Annotated in this window: 16 protein-coding genes; 4 read left to right on the forward strand and 12 right to left on the reverse strand. The window is 39.7% G+C overall.

Annotation, left to right across the window (positions count from 1 at the left end):
- Positions 1-62 precede the first annotated feature (62 nt).
- Both AC5ELV_RS13825 and AC5ELV_RS13830 read right to left on the reverse strand, forming a co-directional pair.
- Entirely contained in the window at positions 63-404 is a 342-nt protein-coding gene (locus AC5ELV_RS13825) for a ClbS/DfsB family four-helix bundle protein (RefSeq protein WP_493430660.1), read from the reverse strand.
- A 332-nt stretch (positions 405-736) separates the two neighbouring features.
- On the reverse strand, positions 737-868 hold the full coding sequence (locus AC5ELV_RS13830; protein WP_493430661.1) for a hypothetical protein: 132 nt from the start codon (positions 866-868) through the stop codon (positions 737-739).
- A 925-nt stretch (positions 869-1,793) separates the two neighbouring features.
- Here AC5ELV_RS13830 and AC5ELV_RS13835 point away from each other — a divergent pair.
- Positions 1,794-2,387: a hypothetical protein gene (locus AC5ELV_RS13835; RefSeq protein WP_493430662.1), complete on the forward strand. Its 594-nt coding sequence runs from the start codon at positions 1,794-1,796 to the stop codon at positions 2,385-2,387.
- A gap of 120 nt (positions 2,388-2,507) precedes the next feature.
- Positions 2,508-2,909: a hypothetical protein gene (locus tag AC5ELV_RS13840; protein ID WP_493430663.1), complete on the forward strand. Its 402-nt coding sequence runs from the start codon at positions 2,508-2,510 to the stop codon at positions 2,907-2,909.
- 291 nt (positions 2,910-3,200) lie between these two features.
- On the opposite strand, the gene AC5ELV_RS13845 is transcribed toward AC5ELV_RS13840, so the two are convergent.
- The 6 genes from AC5ELV_RS13845 to AC5ELV_RS13870 all read right to left on the reverse strand — a co-directional run bounded on the left by AC5ELV_RS13845 (position 3,201) and on the right by AC5ELV_RS13870 (position 9,060).
- Positions 3,201-3,452: a hypothetical protein gene (locus AC5ELV_RS13845; protein WP_493430664.1), complete on the reverse strand. Its 252-nt coding sequence runs from the start codon at positions 3,450-3,452 to the stop codon at positions 3,201-3,203.
- Between the two features lie 13 nt (positions 3,453-3,465).
- The gene (locus AC5ELV_RS13850) at positions 3,466-4,629 is read right to left on the reverse strand and encodes a WXG100 family type VII secretion target (RefSeq protein WP_493430665.1); all 1,164 of its coding nucleotides are present in this window, start codon (positions 4,627-4,629) and stop codon (positions 3,466-3,468) included.
- A 501-nt stretch (positions 4,630-5,130) separates the two neighbouring features.
- Entirely contained in the window at positions 5,131-5,919 is a 789-nt protein-coding gene (locus AC5ELV_RS13855) for an LPXTG cell wall anchor domain-containing protein (protein WP_493430666.1), read from the reverse strand.
- A gap of 27 nt (positions 5,920-5,946) precedes the next feature.
- Positions 5,947-6,357, reverse strand: a complete 411-nt coding sequence (locus AC5ELV_RS13860; protein WP_493430667.1) for a C39 family peptidase — start codon at positions 6,355-6,357, stop codon at positions 5,947-5,949.
- 441 nt (positions 6,358-6,798) lie between these two features.
- Positions 6,799-8,217, reverse strand: coding sequence for a transcriptional regulator (locus AC5ELV_RS13865; RefSeq protein WP_493430668.1), 1,419 nt, complete (start codon positions 8,215-8,217; stop codon positions 6,799-6,801).
- Between the two features lie 510 nt (positions 8,218-8,727).
- A complete protein-coding gene (locus tag AC5ELV_RS13870) occupies positions 8,728-9,060 on the reverse strand; it encodes a hypothetical protein (protein ID WP_493430669.1) in 333 nt (110 codons plus the stop codon).
- 208 nt (positions 9,061-9,268) lie between these two features.
- Here AC5ELV_RS13870 and AC5ELV_RS13875 point away from each other — a divergent pair, with 208 nt between their 5' ends.
- Together AC5ELV_RS13875 and AC5ELV_RS13880 are read left to right on the forward strand one after the other, a co-directional pair.
- On the forward strand, positions 9,269-9,802 hold the full coding sequence (locus tag AC5ELV_RS13875) for a site-specific integrase (protein WP_493430670.1): 534 nt from the start codon (positions 9,269-9,271) through the stop codon (positions 9,800-9,802).
- Between the two features lie 101 nt (positions 9,803-9,903).
- The gene (locus AC5ELV_RS13880) at positions 9,904-10,734 is read left to right on the forward strand and encodes a PPK2 family polyphosphate kinase (RefSeq protein WP_493430671.1); all 831 of its coding nucleotides are present in this window, start codon (positions 9,904-9,906) and stop codon (positions 10,732-10,734) included.
- A gap of 112 nt (positions 10,735-10,846) precedes the next feature.
- On the opposite strand, the gene crcB (AC5ELV_RS13885) is transcribed toward AC5ELV_RS13880, so the two are convergent.
- The 4 genes from crcB (AC5ELV_RS13885) to AC5ELV_RS13900 all read right to left on the reverse strand — a co-directional run bounded on the left by crcB (AC5ELV_RS13885) (position 10,847) and on the right by AC5ELV_RS13900 (position 15,498).
- A complete protein-coding gene (gene crcB / locus AC5ELV_RS13885; protein ID WP_493430672.1) occupies positions 10,847-11,203 on the reverse strand; it encodes a fluoride efflux transporter CrcB in 357 nt (118 codons plus the stop codon).
- On the reverse strand, positions 11,200-11,601 hold the full coding sequence (gene crcB / locus AC5ELV_RS13890; protein ID WP_493430673.1) for a fluoride efflux transporter CrcB: 402 nt from the start codon (positions 11,599-11,601) through the stop codon (positions 11,200-11,202). The genes crcB (AC5ELV_RS13885) and crcB (AC5ELV_RS13890) overlap by 4 nt, the downstream gene beginning before the upstream one ends.
- A gap of 85 nt (positions 11,602-11,686) precedes the next feature.
- Positions 11,687-12,997, reverse strand: coding sequence for a replication-associated recombination protein A (locus AC5ELV_RS13895; protein ID WP_493430674.1), 1,311 nt, complete (start codon positions 12,995-12,997; stop codon positions 11,687-11,689).
- A gap of 359 nt (positions 12,998-13,356) precedes the next feature.
- A complete protein-coding gene (locus AC5ELV_RS13900) occupies positions 13,357-15,498 on the reverse strand; it encodes a HelD family protein (protein WP_493430675.1) in 2,142 nt (713 codons plus the stop codon).
- Positions 15,499-15,584: the final 86 nt, after the last annotated feature.

Below are 15,584 nucleotides of genomic sequence, written 5' to 3' on the forward strand. Positions count from 1 at the left end.
GCCGTAATAAAAAAGTCGTCTCTCCTGATTTGGGAGAGCGACTTTTTTTCTGTTACATGTTTTTAGCCCATGACTCGAAGGGAATTGACGATCTGCTCTTTATGATGTCTGTCATGCTGGACAAACATTTCTTGTAAAAAGGTTTCCAAAGTGTACAGGCTATTAGGAATTGGACGCATAAAAGCCGATTCTGACACCATTTGGAGTTTCACAATCATTCGCCTACGCTCTGCAATAGCTTCATTTAACAAATCATTTGTTTTCATATTTCTACCGAACGCTACAGATGAGTTGTTGAATGCCTGTACATCGGGATGTTCTTTGAGCGTGACTTGTTCCTTATCGATTATCTGTATAAGCGTTTTGGTAAAACTTTTGTCCCAGCCCATAATATGACTGACCATATCTTGAATCGATCATGTACCTGCTATGGGTTCACAAAGTAACTCATCTGAGTACGGAGATAAAGCAGCAAGAAATGCAATCCATCCTTCTAAATCTTCAGAAATCTCAGCTATCGTCGCCAAGTGAATTCCTCCTAATAATATATAAGTAACTTTTGATAACATCCTGATTTGGGTATATGATGTAGACAAGATCAATTAGTACTTCTCATCTAGTCTCATTAAATATCAAAAAACCTTATTGCACAAGGTTTATACATTGCTATAAGTGGATGATTAGATTATGTATTTTGCGAAAAACGGTTTTGCTACTCTCAATTGCCGACCTATCTTCATAACTGGAAAATTGCCTGAATCAATTCGTTGTAGGCCACTGCCTGACCTACCATAAGTATTTCCTGAATGTCGGTTACATCTAGTAATGGTGGATATGACACTAAAGCTTTTAACACCTCTTCTTGCATATGTATTAATTCCCTCCTGTTTCAGCTCTGCTCATTTGCATATCTATATCTCTCGTTCTAAGCCTTCCTAACTTGCTACCCACACTCTAATGCCAATTTTATAAACTATCCATTGAACATTAACCAGATAAATCCGTAGATTAAAGACATTAGCCCTATAATGCCCAACAAGCAAAAAAGTAAAAGCATAAGAACAAATTTTTTACCTTCCATGATAACCACCTCATTAAAGAATATAAAACAGGTAGAAGAAGTCGGCTACAATCCAATCAACTTTACATAGAAAGAAGAATACTATAGATTGTTGTATCCAAACATGCTAACCAATCAAGCACATCACCTCCTTTTATCTCTTAGAATTAATGTACTAATTGACTTTGTTCGCCTTCAACTGGGAATTTGATATTAGTTAACTTTACCACTATTTCTATCAATTTATTTACAATATTGGCGTCATGATCATCTCGATTTTTATATGAATTATTTATGATTGAAAGGTACGGATAGAGCGCTCTCCCCCTAACATTCATACCATCAGTTTTGTACAGTTCAAAATCCACTTTTTCTTGTTGATATGCCCGTTTATTTCCAAACTTCATATGTACGATCTTCATAGGTAAGCATAGACCAAAGCATATCATAAAATCCTCTGACTTCTTCGTTCGTTAATGAATAGGACTCCGTAATGTCTCTATACTCCTGTTGTTTAAAGTGGTTTACTGAACTAAAATTCACAATGTTTTAACCACGGTTGATTTCTCATACTCTTTGATAAACTTGCATTTAACAACCATTTTTCTGTAATTTTCATAATCATATATACAATTATTTGCTTATTAATCTAAAATTTGACTTATCTCATTTTTAAGGATATGATTACCAATGAGATTGGCCAATCTACTAACTTATTGATGAGGTGTTTTTTTTGTTCAATAAAATCAGGACAATTAAAGTTATTGCTCTTTCTATGGTTTTAACTCTCAGTTTGAATCCAATAATTGCAAGTGCCTCAACATCAATCGTTCAAGACCAAACAGTCAACACCCAACAACCAACAACTAGCGATCCCTATGAAGAAGGTTTGCGAGAGTTTAAAAATAGTCAAAACAATTTAGCACCCAAAACTGATAGAGTTCAACCTACCGTCATTGGCCCACTAATCAGAGCTGTTTTCAGAGTGCTTGCTCAAAGTGCTGATGATGTTGTAGTAACTGCCACGAAAAAGAACGTTACAACAACTCTAAAAAATCATGCTATTAAACAAGCCGTAGCTCGCGGAGTTACAGAAGTTGCATTAGATAATCTATTATCAGAAATTTCTTCTGGTATGAATGCCATAGAAAAATTTGACGATCACATAGGTAACTCAAGAATTATGTATGACCCAAACAGCAAACTTACAGTGGTTTTATCTAAATTTAGCAACATTGTTATAACAACCTATTATGATACCGCTAATTCGAAAGACCAGCGTGTAAAAGACGGACGGTGGGTTCGCTCTTTATTTAAGTTTGAATAAAATGAAATAGTACCTCTCAGTATATAAGCATCTTATTAAACTTGGCGTAATACGATAAAATGTAAAACGGCATTTTACTATTATTACGCCGAGTTTCTATATCAAAAAGGAGGAAAAACAGTGGCTATCTTGAGAGATCACTTTAACAATAACAAACTTTTAGAATTGCAAATTATTTCACGCGATAAAAGACTAGATCAAGGGTGTCAATTGTTGGTTACTTTCGATGATACGGGAAGTAATACGCCTGTTGAGTTTGGATGGACTAACGAAACATTAAATAAATTCATAGAAATGCTTGATAAATTCCCCATGGAGCTTTATGATGGATATTTTTCTCATTATGATGAATCATTCGAGTGGAAATGGTATTATGAACAAGCTACTGACTTGTATTTGGTAATTATTTTTCTTTCAGGTTGGATTCCAACTTTAAAGGTTAGTGCTGAAGAATTAAGAAGATTCGGTGCCCAAGTTGTTAGTGATATTGATCATGCTCCTGACATCAATTATAAAGTATAAATTTTGGGGGTTGTAATATACCGCTTTGAATCCACAAATCCTCTCTAACTTTAGAGGATTCTCTACATAGCAAAGGCTGGCCGTGCGATTCCAACTCGCACCTAGATTAAATCATGATCACTGTTGACTTTAACAACAGTTTTCAGAAACCTTATACGTTAGATTTAGATTAGAACTGATACAAGGAGCAATACAATATTGGTCCGAAATTACATATTATGAGAAAAGCTCACTCCCATTTTTCACATTAGAGAAGTAAGCTTAATTCAGAATAAGTATTTTGAATCTACTTTATGATTCGAATGTCATTTTATCGGGAAATATACCACCTTCTTTAACGAAACAACGTGCCATCCGTTGTGCAGCCCTATCAAAATAAAATTTATTTGAATGACTCAGATCTGGTAAAGGTTCAATTTCAGAGAACAACTTAGTCTCTTTGTTCAATTGAATTTTCCCCATAATGTGTTCATTTGGGCCATATCTATAAATAACTACATTCTCATCCTCATGTTCTTTAAAAAGTAAAACAAATGCTCCCATTATAAAATCTCCTCTATTCTATTTCCCATGGACGACCCGACCTTACCGCAGCTTTATGAGCAGTCTCATAGTCTGTTTTAAATATACCCTCAAATCTGGATTCAAACAATTCATGATTAAGCAAATCCATATCTTTTTCTGTTTGTAATCCTTTTTGTAATCTATCCCATGCTTGAGCTATTTCGTAATCAGAATGAAATCTGCCGTAACCACTTGACTTTATATGTTCATTTATGAAAACGTGTTCTTTGATTCTTTGAACTCTACTTTCCTTCATTCCAGAATTTTCAGCTATTGCTCTTACATCACTATCAGACGCTCTGATTTGATCATACATCTCATCTGCTTCAGCTTCTCTACGAAAATATTCATCAATTGAAAGATCGTTTCTTCCACCTGTTTGTACTTCTGTTTTAGGTTCAGATTCTATTGAATTACGCAATTTCGAATTCGTATTATTCTTCGGAATCTCATACTTAATGGATGATTTCAAACCAATTTTAGGCTTGATTACTGAACTAACTCCTCCAAATAGTCCAGCTGTACCGATCATATTAGCCCAGTGTTCCTTTGACCAGGCATTGTTTGGATTAAATGTTCCCTGAATCATACCCGTTACTCCAAATGTACCGAAATTAAGCATGTCATTCCATGAATCGTTTTGTTTAGCTGCCCGTTCCATATACCCTTGATACATTCCCTTTGGAATGCCATACGACATATAATCTAAGAAGCTCCAAACCGAATCAAACTTTTTCTCATAGCGTACTGAATTAGCGTCTACAAAATCCTGACCTAGTTCAGTTAAGCTATCTACTGATTTCTGGAATGCATTTCGTGTATCTGGAGCAGAAACAGCACATGAATTCGGTGGAGGCGGTAAACAACTTGTGTCAATATTACCTGCTTCCATTAGATCGGCTAATCTAAATTTATCTGCATGATGGCGTAGTTCTTTAGCAATGGAGTCCGTAAGTGTAACAAAGTCATTCATATTCTTTTGAGAGGTCTGGAAGGAATAGTAAAAGTGCTCCTTTGTTATACCCTCCCACAACTGCCCCATAGATGAAATTTGTTGTACTAGGTTACTATTCATTTGAGTTGCCGTTTGCAGTGCTAACTCAAACTGCTTGGAGACAGTCATAAGCTGCTCAGATGTCACTTTAATAGTTGTCATAGTTTACCTCTGTTTGAGTTCGTTATGACATAATAACACTATTCAAATTTATGGAAAACCATCTTAATTCCTAATTGTTATGTGAAATAAGACACCTTTGTGCCTACGTCTAAATGCTTAAAATGTACCATGATCCTCAATCATATCATGTAGGAATGAGCGTTGGGAATTTCTATAGTTATGTAGCTGTAGTTTCGTGATACAAAGTTTTTGTGCAATATCCTCCTGTGTTTTTGCCAGAGCAAAATAATTTTGGTCTGCCTGTTTTGATACATACTGATTCCCTCTGTTACCTCCATTTTCAATACCTTAAATCCTCTCCAATTCGACAATACATTTAGCGAGTTTTCGCCATACATACTAAAAAGGCTAGACGGATAATCCTATCTAGCCACCAACAAAACTTCATTATCTGAATTGAATTTAAATAGATGATTCCAGCCCACCAAACCGTCTAATTCTGTCAAAACTATTACACGGTTTATTGTGTACAAGATTAATCTATACCTTTTTTCTTCTCTTAATTACGAAAATAATGCCACCAATAATTGCTAAACCGGCAATAGAAAATAGTGACACTTTTTCTGTGCTGATTTTGCTTGTAATGACCTGCGAAGTAGTCGAGTTTAGATTAGATGGACTACCTCCAGAGATCTGTTCATCTGAATCATTTTTTTCAGCAGCTTCTTGTCGAGCCTTCTCATTGGCAGATAGAAACTCTACAAACTCCTGTAGATTGTATACTTTCATTGGCTTAAAGTCCATGTATACGCTCTCTCTAAGAGGAACCACAACTTCCTTCCCATCTATATCAGAAATTAGAACAACCGTAGCCAGTCGATCATCATATATCAGTTTGCTGCTTTCATCGTAGCCAATCAATTTCTTTGCTTCTTCGAATTGACTCGGAAACTCAAGATCACTATAAGCTGATCGTATTCTTTTCCCATCTTCTGAAAAAACAATACCGTTATTTTGTTGTCCACTTTTTATGGAAAATAAGTACCCTTTAGATTTTAAAATGTCATTAGCTCTATCTGTATTCCCTGATCTAACAGCTTTAGAATTAACAGTGTAAACCTTAAAACCTTCATCAAGAGTTAAATTTTCCGCTTCTTTAGTAGTTGTTATTTTAAATCCTGTATTCTTTCTAATATCATCTTTGAAATTCCCCAAATCCTTTTCAATAGATTGCTCAACTTCTTGCGGAACCTCATTTGCCGCTAAGACCGTTATAGGAAACAACAATAAGATACAAGAAAACGCAATTCCAATTATTTTTTTATACATTTTATCAGTCCTCCTTAGTTCTCGCTTTTAATCAACATAAATTTCGTTTATAGTGCTATACCAACTAAAATCTCTATTATTAACAAATCCATCATAGTAATCTATTTTATCCATCTTCTCACCAACGGCAGGGTCTTTGTAATATACTTTTTGAAATCCTAAATTTGTATTATCCGAATATCCATTTATTAGATACATATGTCCAAGATCAGAGTCGTCCTTCCACACGATATGTGCTAATTGCGGTTGATTTCTTTTTATTTGAGAGATAATAGTTCCAAAGGGTATCGGCTCTTTATCGATTGTAGAGCTCAACCCCCCATATGCTAACGCGCTTTTTACTTCCTTATCCGAGCCTCCCTTATTTACGAGGCTACCTTTAATATATTTTACGATTTGAGATTGAGTTTTATTTCCACCTAAATGTTCTATAGCCATCTGTGTAAGTGTTAAAATATTAACAATTTTAATAAAACAGTATCCTGCTGCTTCCTTAATTACGCAACGTTGAAGGTATCACCATCCTTTGACGTAAACCCTCGTCCCTTATCGTAATGTACCTCCTTATTCAAATCCTCATTTTAGTTAATAGTGGATAAGTTCACAAAAAACAGTTTGAAAGAATTGCTGAATGAATCATAAAAAAGACCTACTTTAGTTGTAGGTCTTGGAATAGAACATTTTTTAATAATAGATTTTTGAGATTCCCCCACGGTGACCTGTTGGTTCGCAATTAGACCCTTTTTAGAAGTGTAGTAATAAAAAAACTTTTTCATTTAAATTTTGATTAGCATTTAAGCTCCTCCATGTGTTGCAAAGATTTGAAATCCTCCATTATGACTGTCCAAATAAATAGGTACAGTTAAAGTAAACAAAAAACTACTCGCTACGATCAGCATTACCACTTTTTTCAACATTGTTTAACCACACCTTTTCAATGAGATTGTAAAACTCTGTTTTAGTTTCAGTTACTGCATGGACTTTGAAACGCACGAACAACCCCATACAATTTATAAAATACGTTTCATTATTTAGTATATGCGCTTTTACCATTGCACAAAACAACTGATTAAAACCATCGTTGTACATCCCTTGATTTAAATAATAATAAGCCAATTCATATCCGCACAGTGCCGAGTAGTCTGGTATCACTTGCTGGGTATACATGTCATCTGATGATGGTCGCTGAGAAAAAGACGCAATCTCAGTTTCAAATCGTTTAAGTATATCATTTACATCTAGCTTATAACGGTTAGCTGCTGTCATAATGTTAAGTAATTGAGTGACCCTATCTTCTTGAATTGCATCAGATGATTCATCAATGTAGTTTAAATATTCATGAAGCACACTTATATCACCAGATAAAAGCCTATATGCAAGCATATTAGCTTGTGACCAGCGTTTAAACAAACCAATCCAGTGCTGGGTATCCTCATCAGTCTCTCTAACCCAATCTAAATTGGAATAAGCATTTGTACAATGTAATGCCCTCTCATAATCACCCTGTTCTTCACATGCATTAGCACAGAGCAAATCTGCATAAGCGATGTACACAAATAGGGGACGACTTAGCTTATCGCTAGATTCGGTCTGTTCTCGGCTGTTCTGTTGATGTTTCAGTGTATATTGTATTTCAGCTTTAGCTCTCATTTTCCTCGCTATCTCATCAACCTTGTCCCATTTGCGTAAAGACCTATACACGTTTGCTAAATCCTTCAATGCATCAAGCTGGTCTATTTCATCTAGGCGCTCTACAAAAGCTTCAAATATAGCAGATGCCCTGAGGTTACGGCTTTGATCGTCTCCAATCTGAATTTTAAATATGCGATATTGACAGACGGCTAAGCGTTCAGAATGTTGGTACTTTTCCGCTTCAGCTACACTCTCATAGAGCAGTTGCGCAGCAGCATGTCGTCCCTGTGCGAATAACGTTTCGGCAATTTCAAATAGTTTCGTTGAATAGAGCAGATTGTCCATGATGGCTTCCACCACTCGACGGATCGTATTCAACTTGTCCAACTCCGCACAACGATACAAAAACGGCTCGATTCGTCTCATATTCGGAGGTGTGTCGATGATGTAGTTTTCTATAAACAAATCATAAAAGTGGTCTTCTGGTAAACCCATACCCTCAGTCATTAGATCGAGCTGGTTAACAGACATAGATTTATTGCCTGATACTATGCTACTTATTATTCCCCTATTCATCCCTGTAATTTGTCCAAATTGCGATAAGGTTAAGCCTTCTTGTTTTAGATATTGTTCCAATTCTGCTCTAATCGTGGGTGTAATTTTCATCGATAAACCACCCTTTCAGCGTGAACTCACTATATGATGCATAGTTAAATAAATTATGTACTTGTGAAACAAATAGTAGACTATTTCGTTTTATCGCTCATGATTGTACCATCTTTTGGCACAAAATCATATACCTTTCATATATGTGCTTAAAATACCTTATAGGATAGTTTGCAATGATTTTATGATTAAGGGTATCGTCTTTATGTTGATGTATAATTTATTTGGAAAATCATAATACAACTGATCCAATACAAAGTTACCTCATTGAATAGCATGTACGTATTCCCTTGTAATTTATTTATGAATTTACCCTAGATTCAATGTATAACATATAAGCAACATTAACGATATTCGGGATGGTATCGAGTAAAAAATGACCTGAGTATGGGAGTGGAAGTGCTGTTAGAAAAGACTTGGCTAAATTGAGCATAATAAAAAGGGCAACCGAAGTCGCCCTAGATATTCCAATTATACAACTTAACTTTTCAAATGCTTTAGTACACAAATTTATTTACTGTCTTCTTCCTTGATGTAAGTAGCGTCATATTGAATGATTGCTTTAGTTTCATCAGTAGTCTTTGAAACATCGTATACTACTTCATCTTGATTGAATTTATCTTCATCATGGAGAGTTTGCGGTTTTTTTATAAATAATCCATCTTTAGTATAAATTTTATCAGGATGATAAAGTTCTTCTAATACATTATCAGGGACTTTTGCTTTTGTAACGCCCTTCATTTCTTCAGAAGTATCGTCACTAGCAAAAACACTATTACTAATAACTACAGCAAACGTAACAGTAAGGGCAACCAACCCCAAAAATTTTAATTTAGCCTTCACTTCTTCCCTCACCCTTCATAAACACTTGGAGAATTGACCTCTACAGACATAAATGGAGTAATGAATCGTTTAAAAAAGAAAGAGAGAATGGCAAGCCATATGCAGATTCATATGTTCAAAGGATTTTCAATATTATGGTGTACAGTTTGAATTATGCAGTTAAAATGATTTGATAAAAGAAAGCCCAATAAACAGGAGTAAATGTATTATGGTAACTCAAACATTAGAGAGCGATGCAAAAAGGATTAAGGAAGGAGCCAAGACTACCTCAAGTGTTCGTTCAATTGATATATCAGATGAAGTAATTGAAGTATTGAAGAAACAACATGAAAGAGTCTTTATGGAAAAAGAACTGGCTGGAGAAATGTATGTAGACAGTGATCTGGTGTGTTGCACAAATATTGGAAAGAGAGTTTTTCCAAACACAATTACAAGGCTGATGAAAAAAAAGATAAAAGAATTAGAATTACCGTATATTAGATTCCATGACCTTAGACATACATCGGCTTCATTAACGTTATCCATTGGGGTTCATCCAAAAGTTGTTTCTGAAAGATTAGGACATAGCAGTGTAACTATAACTTTGGATACTTATTCACATTTATTGAAAAACATGCAGTCAGATGCAGCAGTAGGATTAAGTAATTTACTGAGTAAAAAAGAAGAAGCAAAACCACTAGAAATTGAAGAAAAATTTTGTGGCCAAAAGCGTGACCAGAAAGTCGAAAATGTAGCCGTTTAGACCAAGAAAAACAAAGATACATAAGGAACTTTTGATAACATCCTGATTTGGGTATATGATGTAGACAAGATTATACTTCAATTGAAAAGGAGCGTGCCTTTATGTCTGATTCATTAGGAATGCTGACACCGGGTAAAAAAGTTTCTTTGAAAGAATGGGACCCCAAGGATACGAAGAATATCAAAAATAAAGAAGAAATCCGACAGGAAACAGATCAATTGAAGGAACGCTTCGCGGAATTACAAAGCAAATTATTTACAGAGAAAAAACAATCCGTTTTGTTTGTATTTCAGGGTATGGATTGCAGCGGCAAAGATGGCGTCATCAAACAGGTATTTTCCAACCTTAACCCTGCGGGGGTAACTGTCCACAGCTTTAAATCACCTACGGCTGAGGAATTAAGTCATGATTTCTTGTGGCGTGCTCATAGCGTTACCCCAGGACGTGGATATATTGCAGCATTTAACCGTTCTTATTATGAGGATGTGCTGATTACACGTGTTCACGGACAGATATCCGATAAGCAGGCCAAACGGAATATTAAGCATATCAAGCATTTTGAACAGTTGTTGCTGGATAATGGTGTAAAGGTGGTTAAAATCTTTTTACATATTTCAAAGCAATTTCAGTTAGAAAAGCTGATCGACCGAATTGAAAAGCCTCACAAAAACTGGAAACTTGATCCAAGTGATTTGCAGGAACGAAAATTTTGGAAGCAGTATACCCAGTATTATGAGGATGTACTAGAGCTAAGTGCTACCAAACAAGCTCCTTGGTATGTCGTTCCTTCAGACAACCGTTGGTATAGGGATTATACTGTGCTACGGATTGCCGTTCAATCGCTGGAGGAAATGAAGTTGTCTGATCCTGAACCAAGACCTGAACTTGAATCCCTTTTACCTGAATTGTACAAAGAACGAGATAAAAAATAGCTGTAGGTACAGCACTAAGCTTCCAAAACCGTATCACGGCTGAAAATGCCTTGAGTCGGGATTGGAAGCTTTTTATTGCATTTTTACGTGTTATCTCGAAAATGTATAAAGCTTAACTGACTCTGTACCCGATAGCCGCAGCTACAACTCCTACCACGACAGAGGACAGTACATACGTAGCCATGCGTCGGTATTCTTTACGCTCCATCAGTTGAAGAGATTCATAGCCGAATGTGGAAAAGGTGGTGTAGCCGCCACAAAAACCTGTTCCTAGCAGCATCCAGAGTGCAGGAGACAAATGGTTTTGCGTAAACTCGCCATATAGCCAGCCTAGCAGTAATGAACCGCTGATGTTAATGATCCACGTCCCCCACGGGAATACGGTACTGAACTTCTTTCCCGCCCACATGCCGAGCCCGTATCTCGCCAGTGTACCTATAATCCCGCCTGCCGCCGCCCACCAGATCATAAGCGTTCCTCCTTGGGAGCAGCCTGCGTCATTTTTGTACCTAGACGGATACCTGTCCATGTCAAAAACAGCCCTCCGCCTACGCTAAGAAGCAGGTACAACATAGCCGTCAGCATACGATCATGAACCGTGAGGCGTACAGCATCTACTGCAAAAGTGGAAAAGGTGGTAAATCCCCCTGTAAAGCCTGTTCCGATGGCAAGTCGCAATCGCGGCTTGATCCGCCATGATCGCAAGGTTACCGTAAAGAACCAGCCAAGAAACAGGCAGCCGATCCAATTGATTAGCAGCACACCAAGTGGAAAATCCGCACCCGCCGCAGGCAACAGCGATTGCAGGCCATAACGGGTAGAGGTTCCAAGCGCTCCGCCCGCGGCAACGAATAGCACGTCTTTCATCTTTTTATCCCCTTCTTCGCTCTTGCACGATCATGGTGTAACGTGACGATATCGTACACACTCTGTATATGAAGTCGCACATATATTAAGACTGTGAATCCCGCCAGCGCTGGTTTTGCCTGATTTTGGACTCATTCCCCTGCTCAGTGGCCTGATAGAAGGTTTGGTCTGCTATCGAATCGGGCAAATATTGCTGCTTCACATAATGATTCGGATAATTATGCGGATATTGATAACCAACATGACCGAGCTTTTCCGAGCCTTTGTAGTGTGCGTCACGCAAATGGAGTGGCACCTCGGCCGATTTGATATCGTCCATAGCCGACATGGCCCGTGAAATCGCCGTATATACGGCATTCGATTTGGGGCTTTCCACAGCGAACAAAATGGCCTGTGCAATGTTCAGCTTGGCCTCAGGCCAGCCGTTATTGCGATAAGCTTCAAGCGCACTCACCGCTTGTACCATTGCCTGCGGGTTCGCCAGGCCAATGTCCTCACTGCTCGCCGCGATGAGGCGGCGGATAAAGGTCATCGGGTCCATGCCGAGCTTTTCTACGGCATATAGGAACCAGAACAGGGCCGCGTCGCTGGAGCCGCGAATGCTTTTGTGAAAGGCCGACAGCACGTCATACTGCGTGGACTCGTCTGCCTTGACAATTGGGCGGCGGATGGATTCCTCTGCGACTTCCAGTGTCACGTGAATCGTGCCGTCTGCCAGCGGAGGCGTCGTGAGCGCCGCCAGTTCCAGCGCGTTCAAAGCGCGGCGGATATCGCCGTTCGCCATGGACGCGATGTGAGCCAGTGCAGCTTCATCTACCTGAAGCTGCATGTAACCGAGCCCTTTGTCCGCATCACTCAAAGCGCGGCGCATAGCAGCCAGCGAATGCTCCTGCGTTAGCGCTTCAAGCTGGAACAACGTAGAACGGCTCATTAAAGCGCCGTTGACGTAGTGAAAGGGATTTTCAGTCGTGGCGCCAATAAACACGATCGTGCCCTTTTCCACCGCAGGCAGCAGTGCATCCTGACGCGAACTGTTAAAACGATGTACCTCGTCGAGAAACAGAATGGTCTTTTTGCCATACATCGATTTATTCGTTTGTGCACGGTCAATGACTTCTCTTACGTCTTTCACAGATGCTTCTACAGCATTCAGACGTACAAAATCGCCTTGCGTGTGTTGCGAGATGATATGTGCCAGCGTTGTTTTGCCGCACCCCGGTGGTCCGTACAACAAAATAGAAGAAACCTGATCTGCCTCTATGGCTCTTCGCAGCAGCTTACCCGGACCCACAACATGCTCCTGTCCAATATATTCATCCAGCGAAGTCGGACGCAAGCGATCCGCAAGCAACCGATTGCTTGACGTTGACTCTTGGGAATATGAAAATAAGTCCATTTCATTCACTTCCTTATGGTTTATGAACGAACACTTTCTCTTTTTCTTAGAAAACATACTATATTAGGTTCGCTCATACGGTTGAAAAACATGAAAATTCAAGTCATCTATAATCTGATACGGTGTAAACCGCCTTTTATTCTATCATATCCGTTAACAAGTTGCAGATAGCATGGTCATGGCACGGCTGTAGATCTACAAGTCAGTCGCCTACAAAAAAGAAAGAACAGCCTTAGACGAAAGATAAATTTCGTGGCTGTTCTTCGACTGGCATAACTTCATAATTTCCATCACTAAGATAAACAGTAAACAAAAAGGAATACAGCAACTTAGGCGATACTTTACAACGCTTTTTCTGCTTACTCCGTCTGTGCTTGTACGTAACTAGGAAGTGAGCCATCATGCAATAGCCACAGCTCATGCAGCGCACGGGTACATCCTACATACAGCAGCTTGGCATCCCATGCCCGTTCTCCATAATGCTCATGGTCAGCATCCGCCACAATAACTGCATCGAACTCCAGACCTTTGGACAGGTACACAGGCAGTACCGACAAACCGCCTTCATATTGCTTTTTACCACCGTCAATCAAATTCACGTCCAACCCCGCGCTTGTGAAAACCTCATGCAGTTCCACAGCCTCTTTTAAGGTACGTGTCAGCACAGAAACAGTACGATACTCCTTGGAGGACAGCTCTTTTAGAGCGGTGAGCAAACTCTGGTCACGCACCGATGAGTCATAAGATATCGTACGCACCGGATCACCACTACGAAATACCGGAACTGCCGTAATTCCGCCGCGAACTCCCTGCTCCAAAATTGTGTTTGCAAATTCTATAATTTCCAAGGTTGATCTGTAGCTCCGCGTAAGTGCAAAATACCCGGTATGTTCCTGCGCAAAAAGAGAACTCATTTCCTCCCACGCATGTACACCACGGTATTCATGAATGCCCTGCGATAAATCGCCCAATATCGTAAAAGAATGCCCCTTCACGAACAAATCCAGCAATGCGATATGAAAAGGTGAAAAATCCTGAGCTTCATCAATGACCACATGGTCAAAACGTTGAGATGACTCTACCTCATGAATCAGCACGTGAAGATACACTAACGCAGTCAGATCTTCTTCACGGATAATCTGTTTTCGCAGGTCCGACTGTGTGGTCTTAAAAATAGCAGTCGGCAGAGAAGTCTTCATCTCCGTAGCCGTATCTGCGGGCAACCCTTTAGCTGCTTGAAAAAGCTGCTTGTAGAGCGTTAGTGCGTCGTATTGTGGCCATTTTTTAGCATATGCCTTTTCCCTTGCCCCTGCCTTTTTCTTGCGTTCCTTGAGCGCTGCCGCCGAAGGCGACTTTTTCAGCTCCATTTCAATCCAGCGGTGCACTCTTGCCAGCACACGCTCCTTCCGCTTCGCGAGCGGATAAGGCTTATATTCCTCATTAAACCAATTCAAAATCTCAGCTTGTGGCAGCACCGCTCCATCCCATGGTGAAAAATCCCCCTCGGGCACGGAGATGGGCTCCAGTCGTTCAACAAAAGCTTGAAGCAACTCCATAAAATGAACCGAACCCTTGAATCTTCCCGGCGCCTCATCCATGGATTCCTTTCTCAGACTACCACTCTCAAACCAATAAGATAATGTTTCGGCAGGATCAGCCAATGGTAAATCCAACCCCAACAAGTCCAGTGCCCAGTCAGCAAATGTACTTTGCTGAATATTTCCGACTCCCAGTTCTGGAAGTACATCTGAAATATAGTCAAGAAACATATGGTTTGGTGCGAAAATTACCATTTTGTCCGCTGATACCTGATCCTTGTATTGATACAGCAAAAATGCGAGACGATGCAGCGCTACCGTCGTCTTGCCACTACCCGCTACCCCCTGAATAACGAGGGCTGTATTTTTAGCCGCGCGGATGATCTGATCCTGCTCCACCTGAATGGTAGATACGATATCCCGTAAACGGTTATCCTTGTTTTCTCCCAAACGATAAACGAGAAACTCATCGGAAACAGCCGGCTCGTCGCTTTCACGATTATACGTATCGGCTACCCGTTCCAGGATTCTTTTCCGAATGACAACGTTGCGCTTCAGATAGACCAAACCCTCAATGGTTCCCTCGGGAGCTTCGTAGGAGGCGGTTTCTTCACCACCTGTAAACGAATAGAACAAACTGGCAATCGGTGCACGCCAATCAATCACCAGCGGATACGCTGACGTTTCTTCACGCTCCACTCCAATTTTACCGATATAAAGTGGCTTTCGCTGCCCTCTACCACGCTCGTCAAAATCCATACGCCCAAAATAAGGCTCCTGCGAGCTTTTGGCCAAAGCCTGACGTTTTTCCTCCCGTGCCGATTCCAGCACTTGCTCCGTAAAATCATGCCCGGTGTACACCGGCGTATTGCGAAGCCGTTCCAATCTCCGATCAATTTCCTCCATAGCAAGCGACAGCCTGTGCTGTTCTTCTTGATAGGCACTTTGAAACTCATTCTCCATTTCAGTTACCTCCTAAGAATATCAAGTCTCGATTTCTGCATCCGCATTCACTTGCTCCGACACAAAAAAGGAAAGTAAGCGTAACA

It is taken from the genome of Paenibacillus sp. NMA1017, from assembly GCF_058895805.1.

Coding starts and splice junctions, on each gene's coding strand:
- AC5ELV_RS13880 (WP_493430671.1), top strand. CDS start 9,904: ATGTCTGATTCATTAGGAATGCTGACACCGGGTAAAAAAGTTTCTTTG.
- AC5ELV_RS13865 (WP_493430668.1), bottom strand. CDS start 8,217: ATGAAAATTACACCCACGATTAGAGCAGAATTGGAACAATATCTAAAA.
- AC5ELV_RS13850 (WP_493430665.1), bottom strand. CDS start 4,629: ATGACAACTATTAAAGTGACATCTGAGCAGCTTATGACTGTCTCCAAG.
- AC5ELV_RS13900 (WP_493430675.1), bottom strand. CDS start 15,498: ATGGAGAATGAGTTTCAAAGTGCCTATCAAGAAGAACAGCACAGGCTG.
- AC5ELV_RS13845 (WP_493430664.1), bottom strand. CDS start 3,452: ATGGGAGCATTTGTTTTACTTTTTAAAGAACATGAGGATGAGAATGTA.
- AC5ELV_RS13855 (WP_493430666.1), bottom strand. CDS start 5,919: ATGTATAAAAAAATAATTGGAATTGCGTTTTCTTGTATCTTATTGTTG.
- AC5ELV_RS13875 (WP_493430670.1), top strand. CDS start 9,269: ATGGTAACTCAAACATTAGAGAGCGATGCAAAAAGGATTAAGGAAGGA.
- AC5ELV_RS13895 (WP_493430674.1), bottom strand. CDS start 12,997: ATGGACTTATTTTCATATTCCCAAGAGTCAACGTCAAGCAATCGGTTG.
- crcB (WP_493430673.1), bottom strand. CDS start 11,601: ATGAAAGACGTGCTATTCGTTGCCGCGGGCGGAGCGCTTGGAACCTCT.
- AC5ELV_RS13860 (WP_493430667.1), bottom strand. CDS start 6,357: ATGGCTATAGAACATTTAGGTGGAAATAAAACTCAATCTCAAATCGTA.
- AC5ELV_RS13830 (WP_493430661.1), bottom strand. CDS start 868: ATGCAAGAAGAGGTGTTAAAAGCTTTAGTGTCATATCCACCATTACTA.
- crcB (WP_493430672.1), bottom strand. CDS start 11,203: ATGATCTGGTGGGCGGCGGCAGGCGGGATTATAGGTACACTGGCGAGA.
- AC5ELV_RS13825 (WP_493430660.1), bottom strand. CDS start 404: ATGGTCAGTCATATTATGGGCTGGGACAAAAGTTTTACCAAAACGCTT.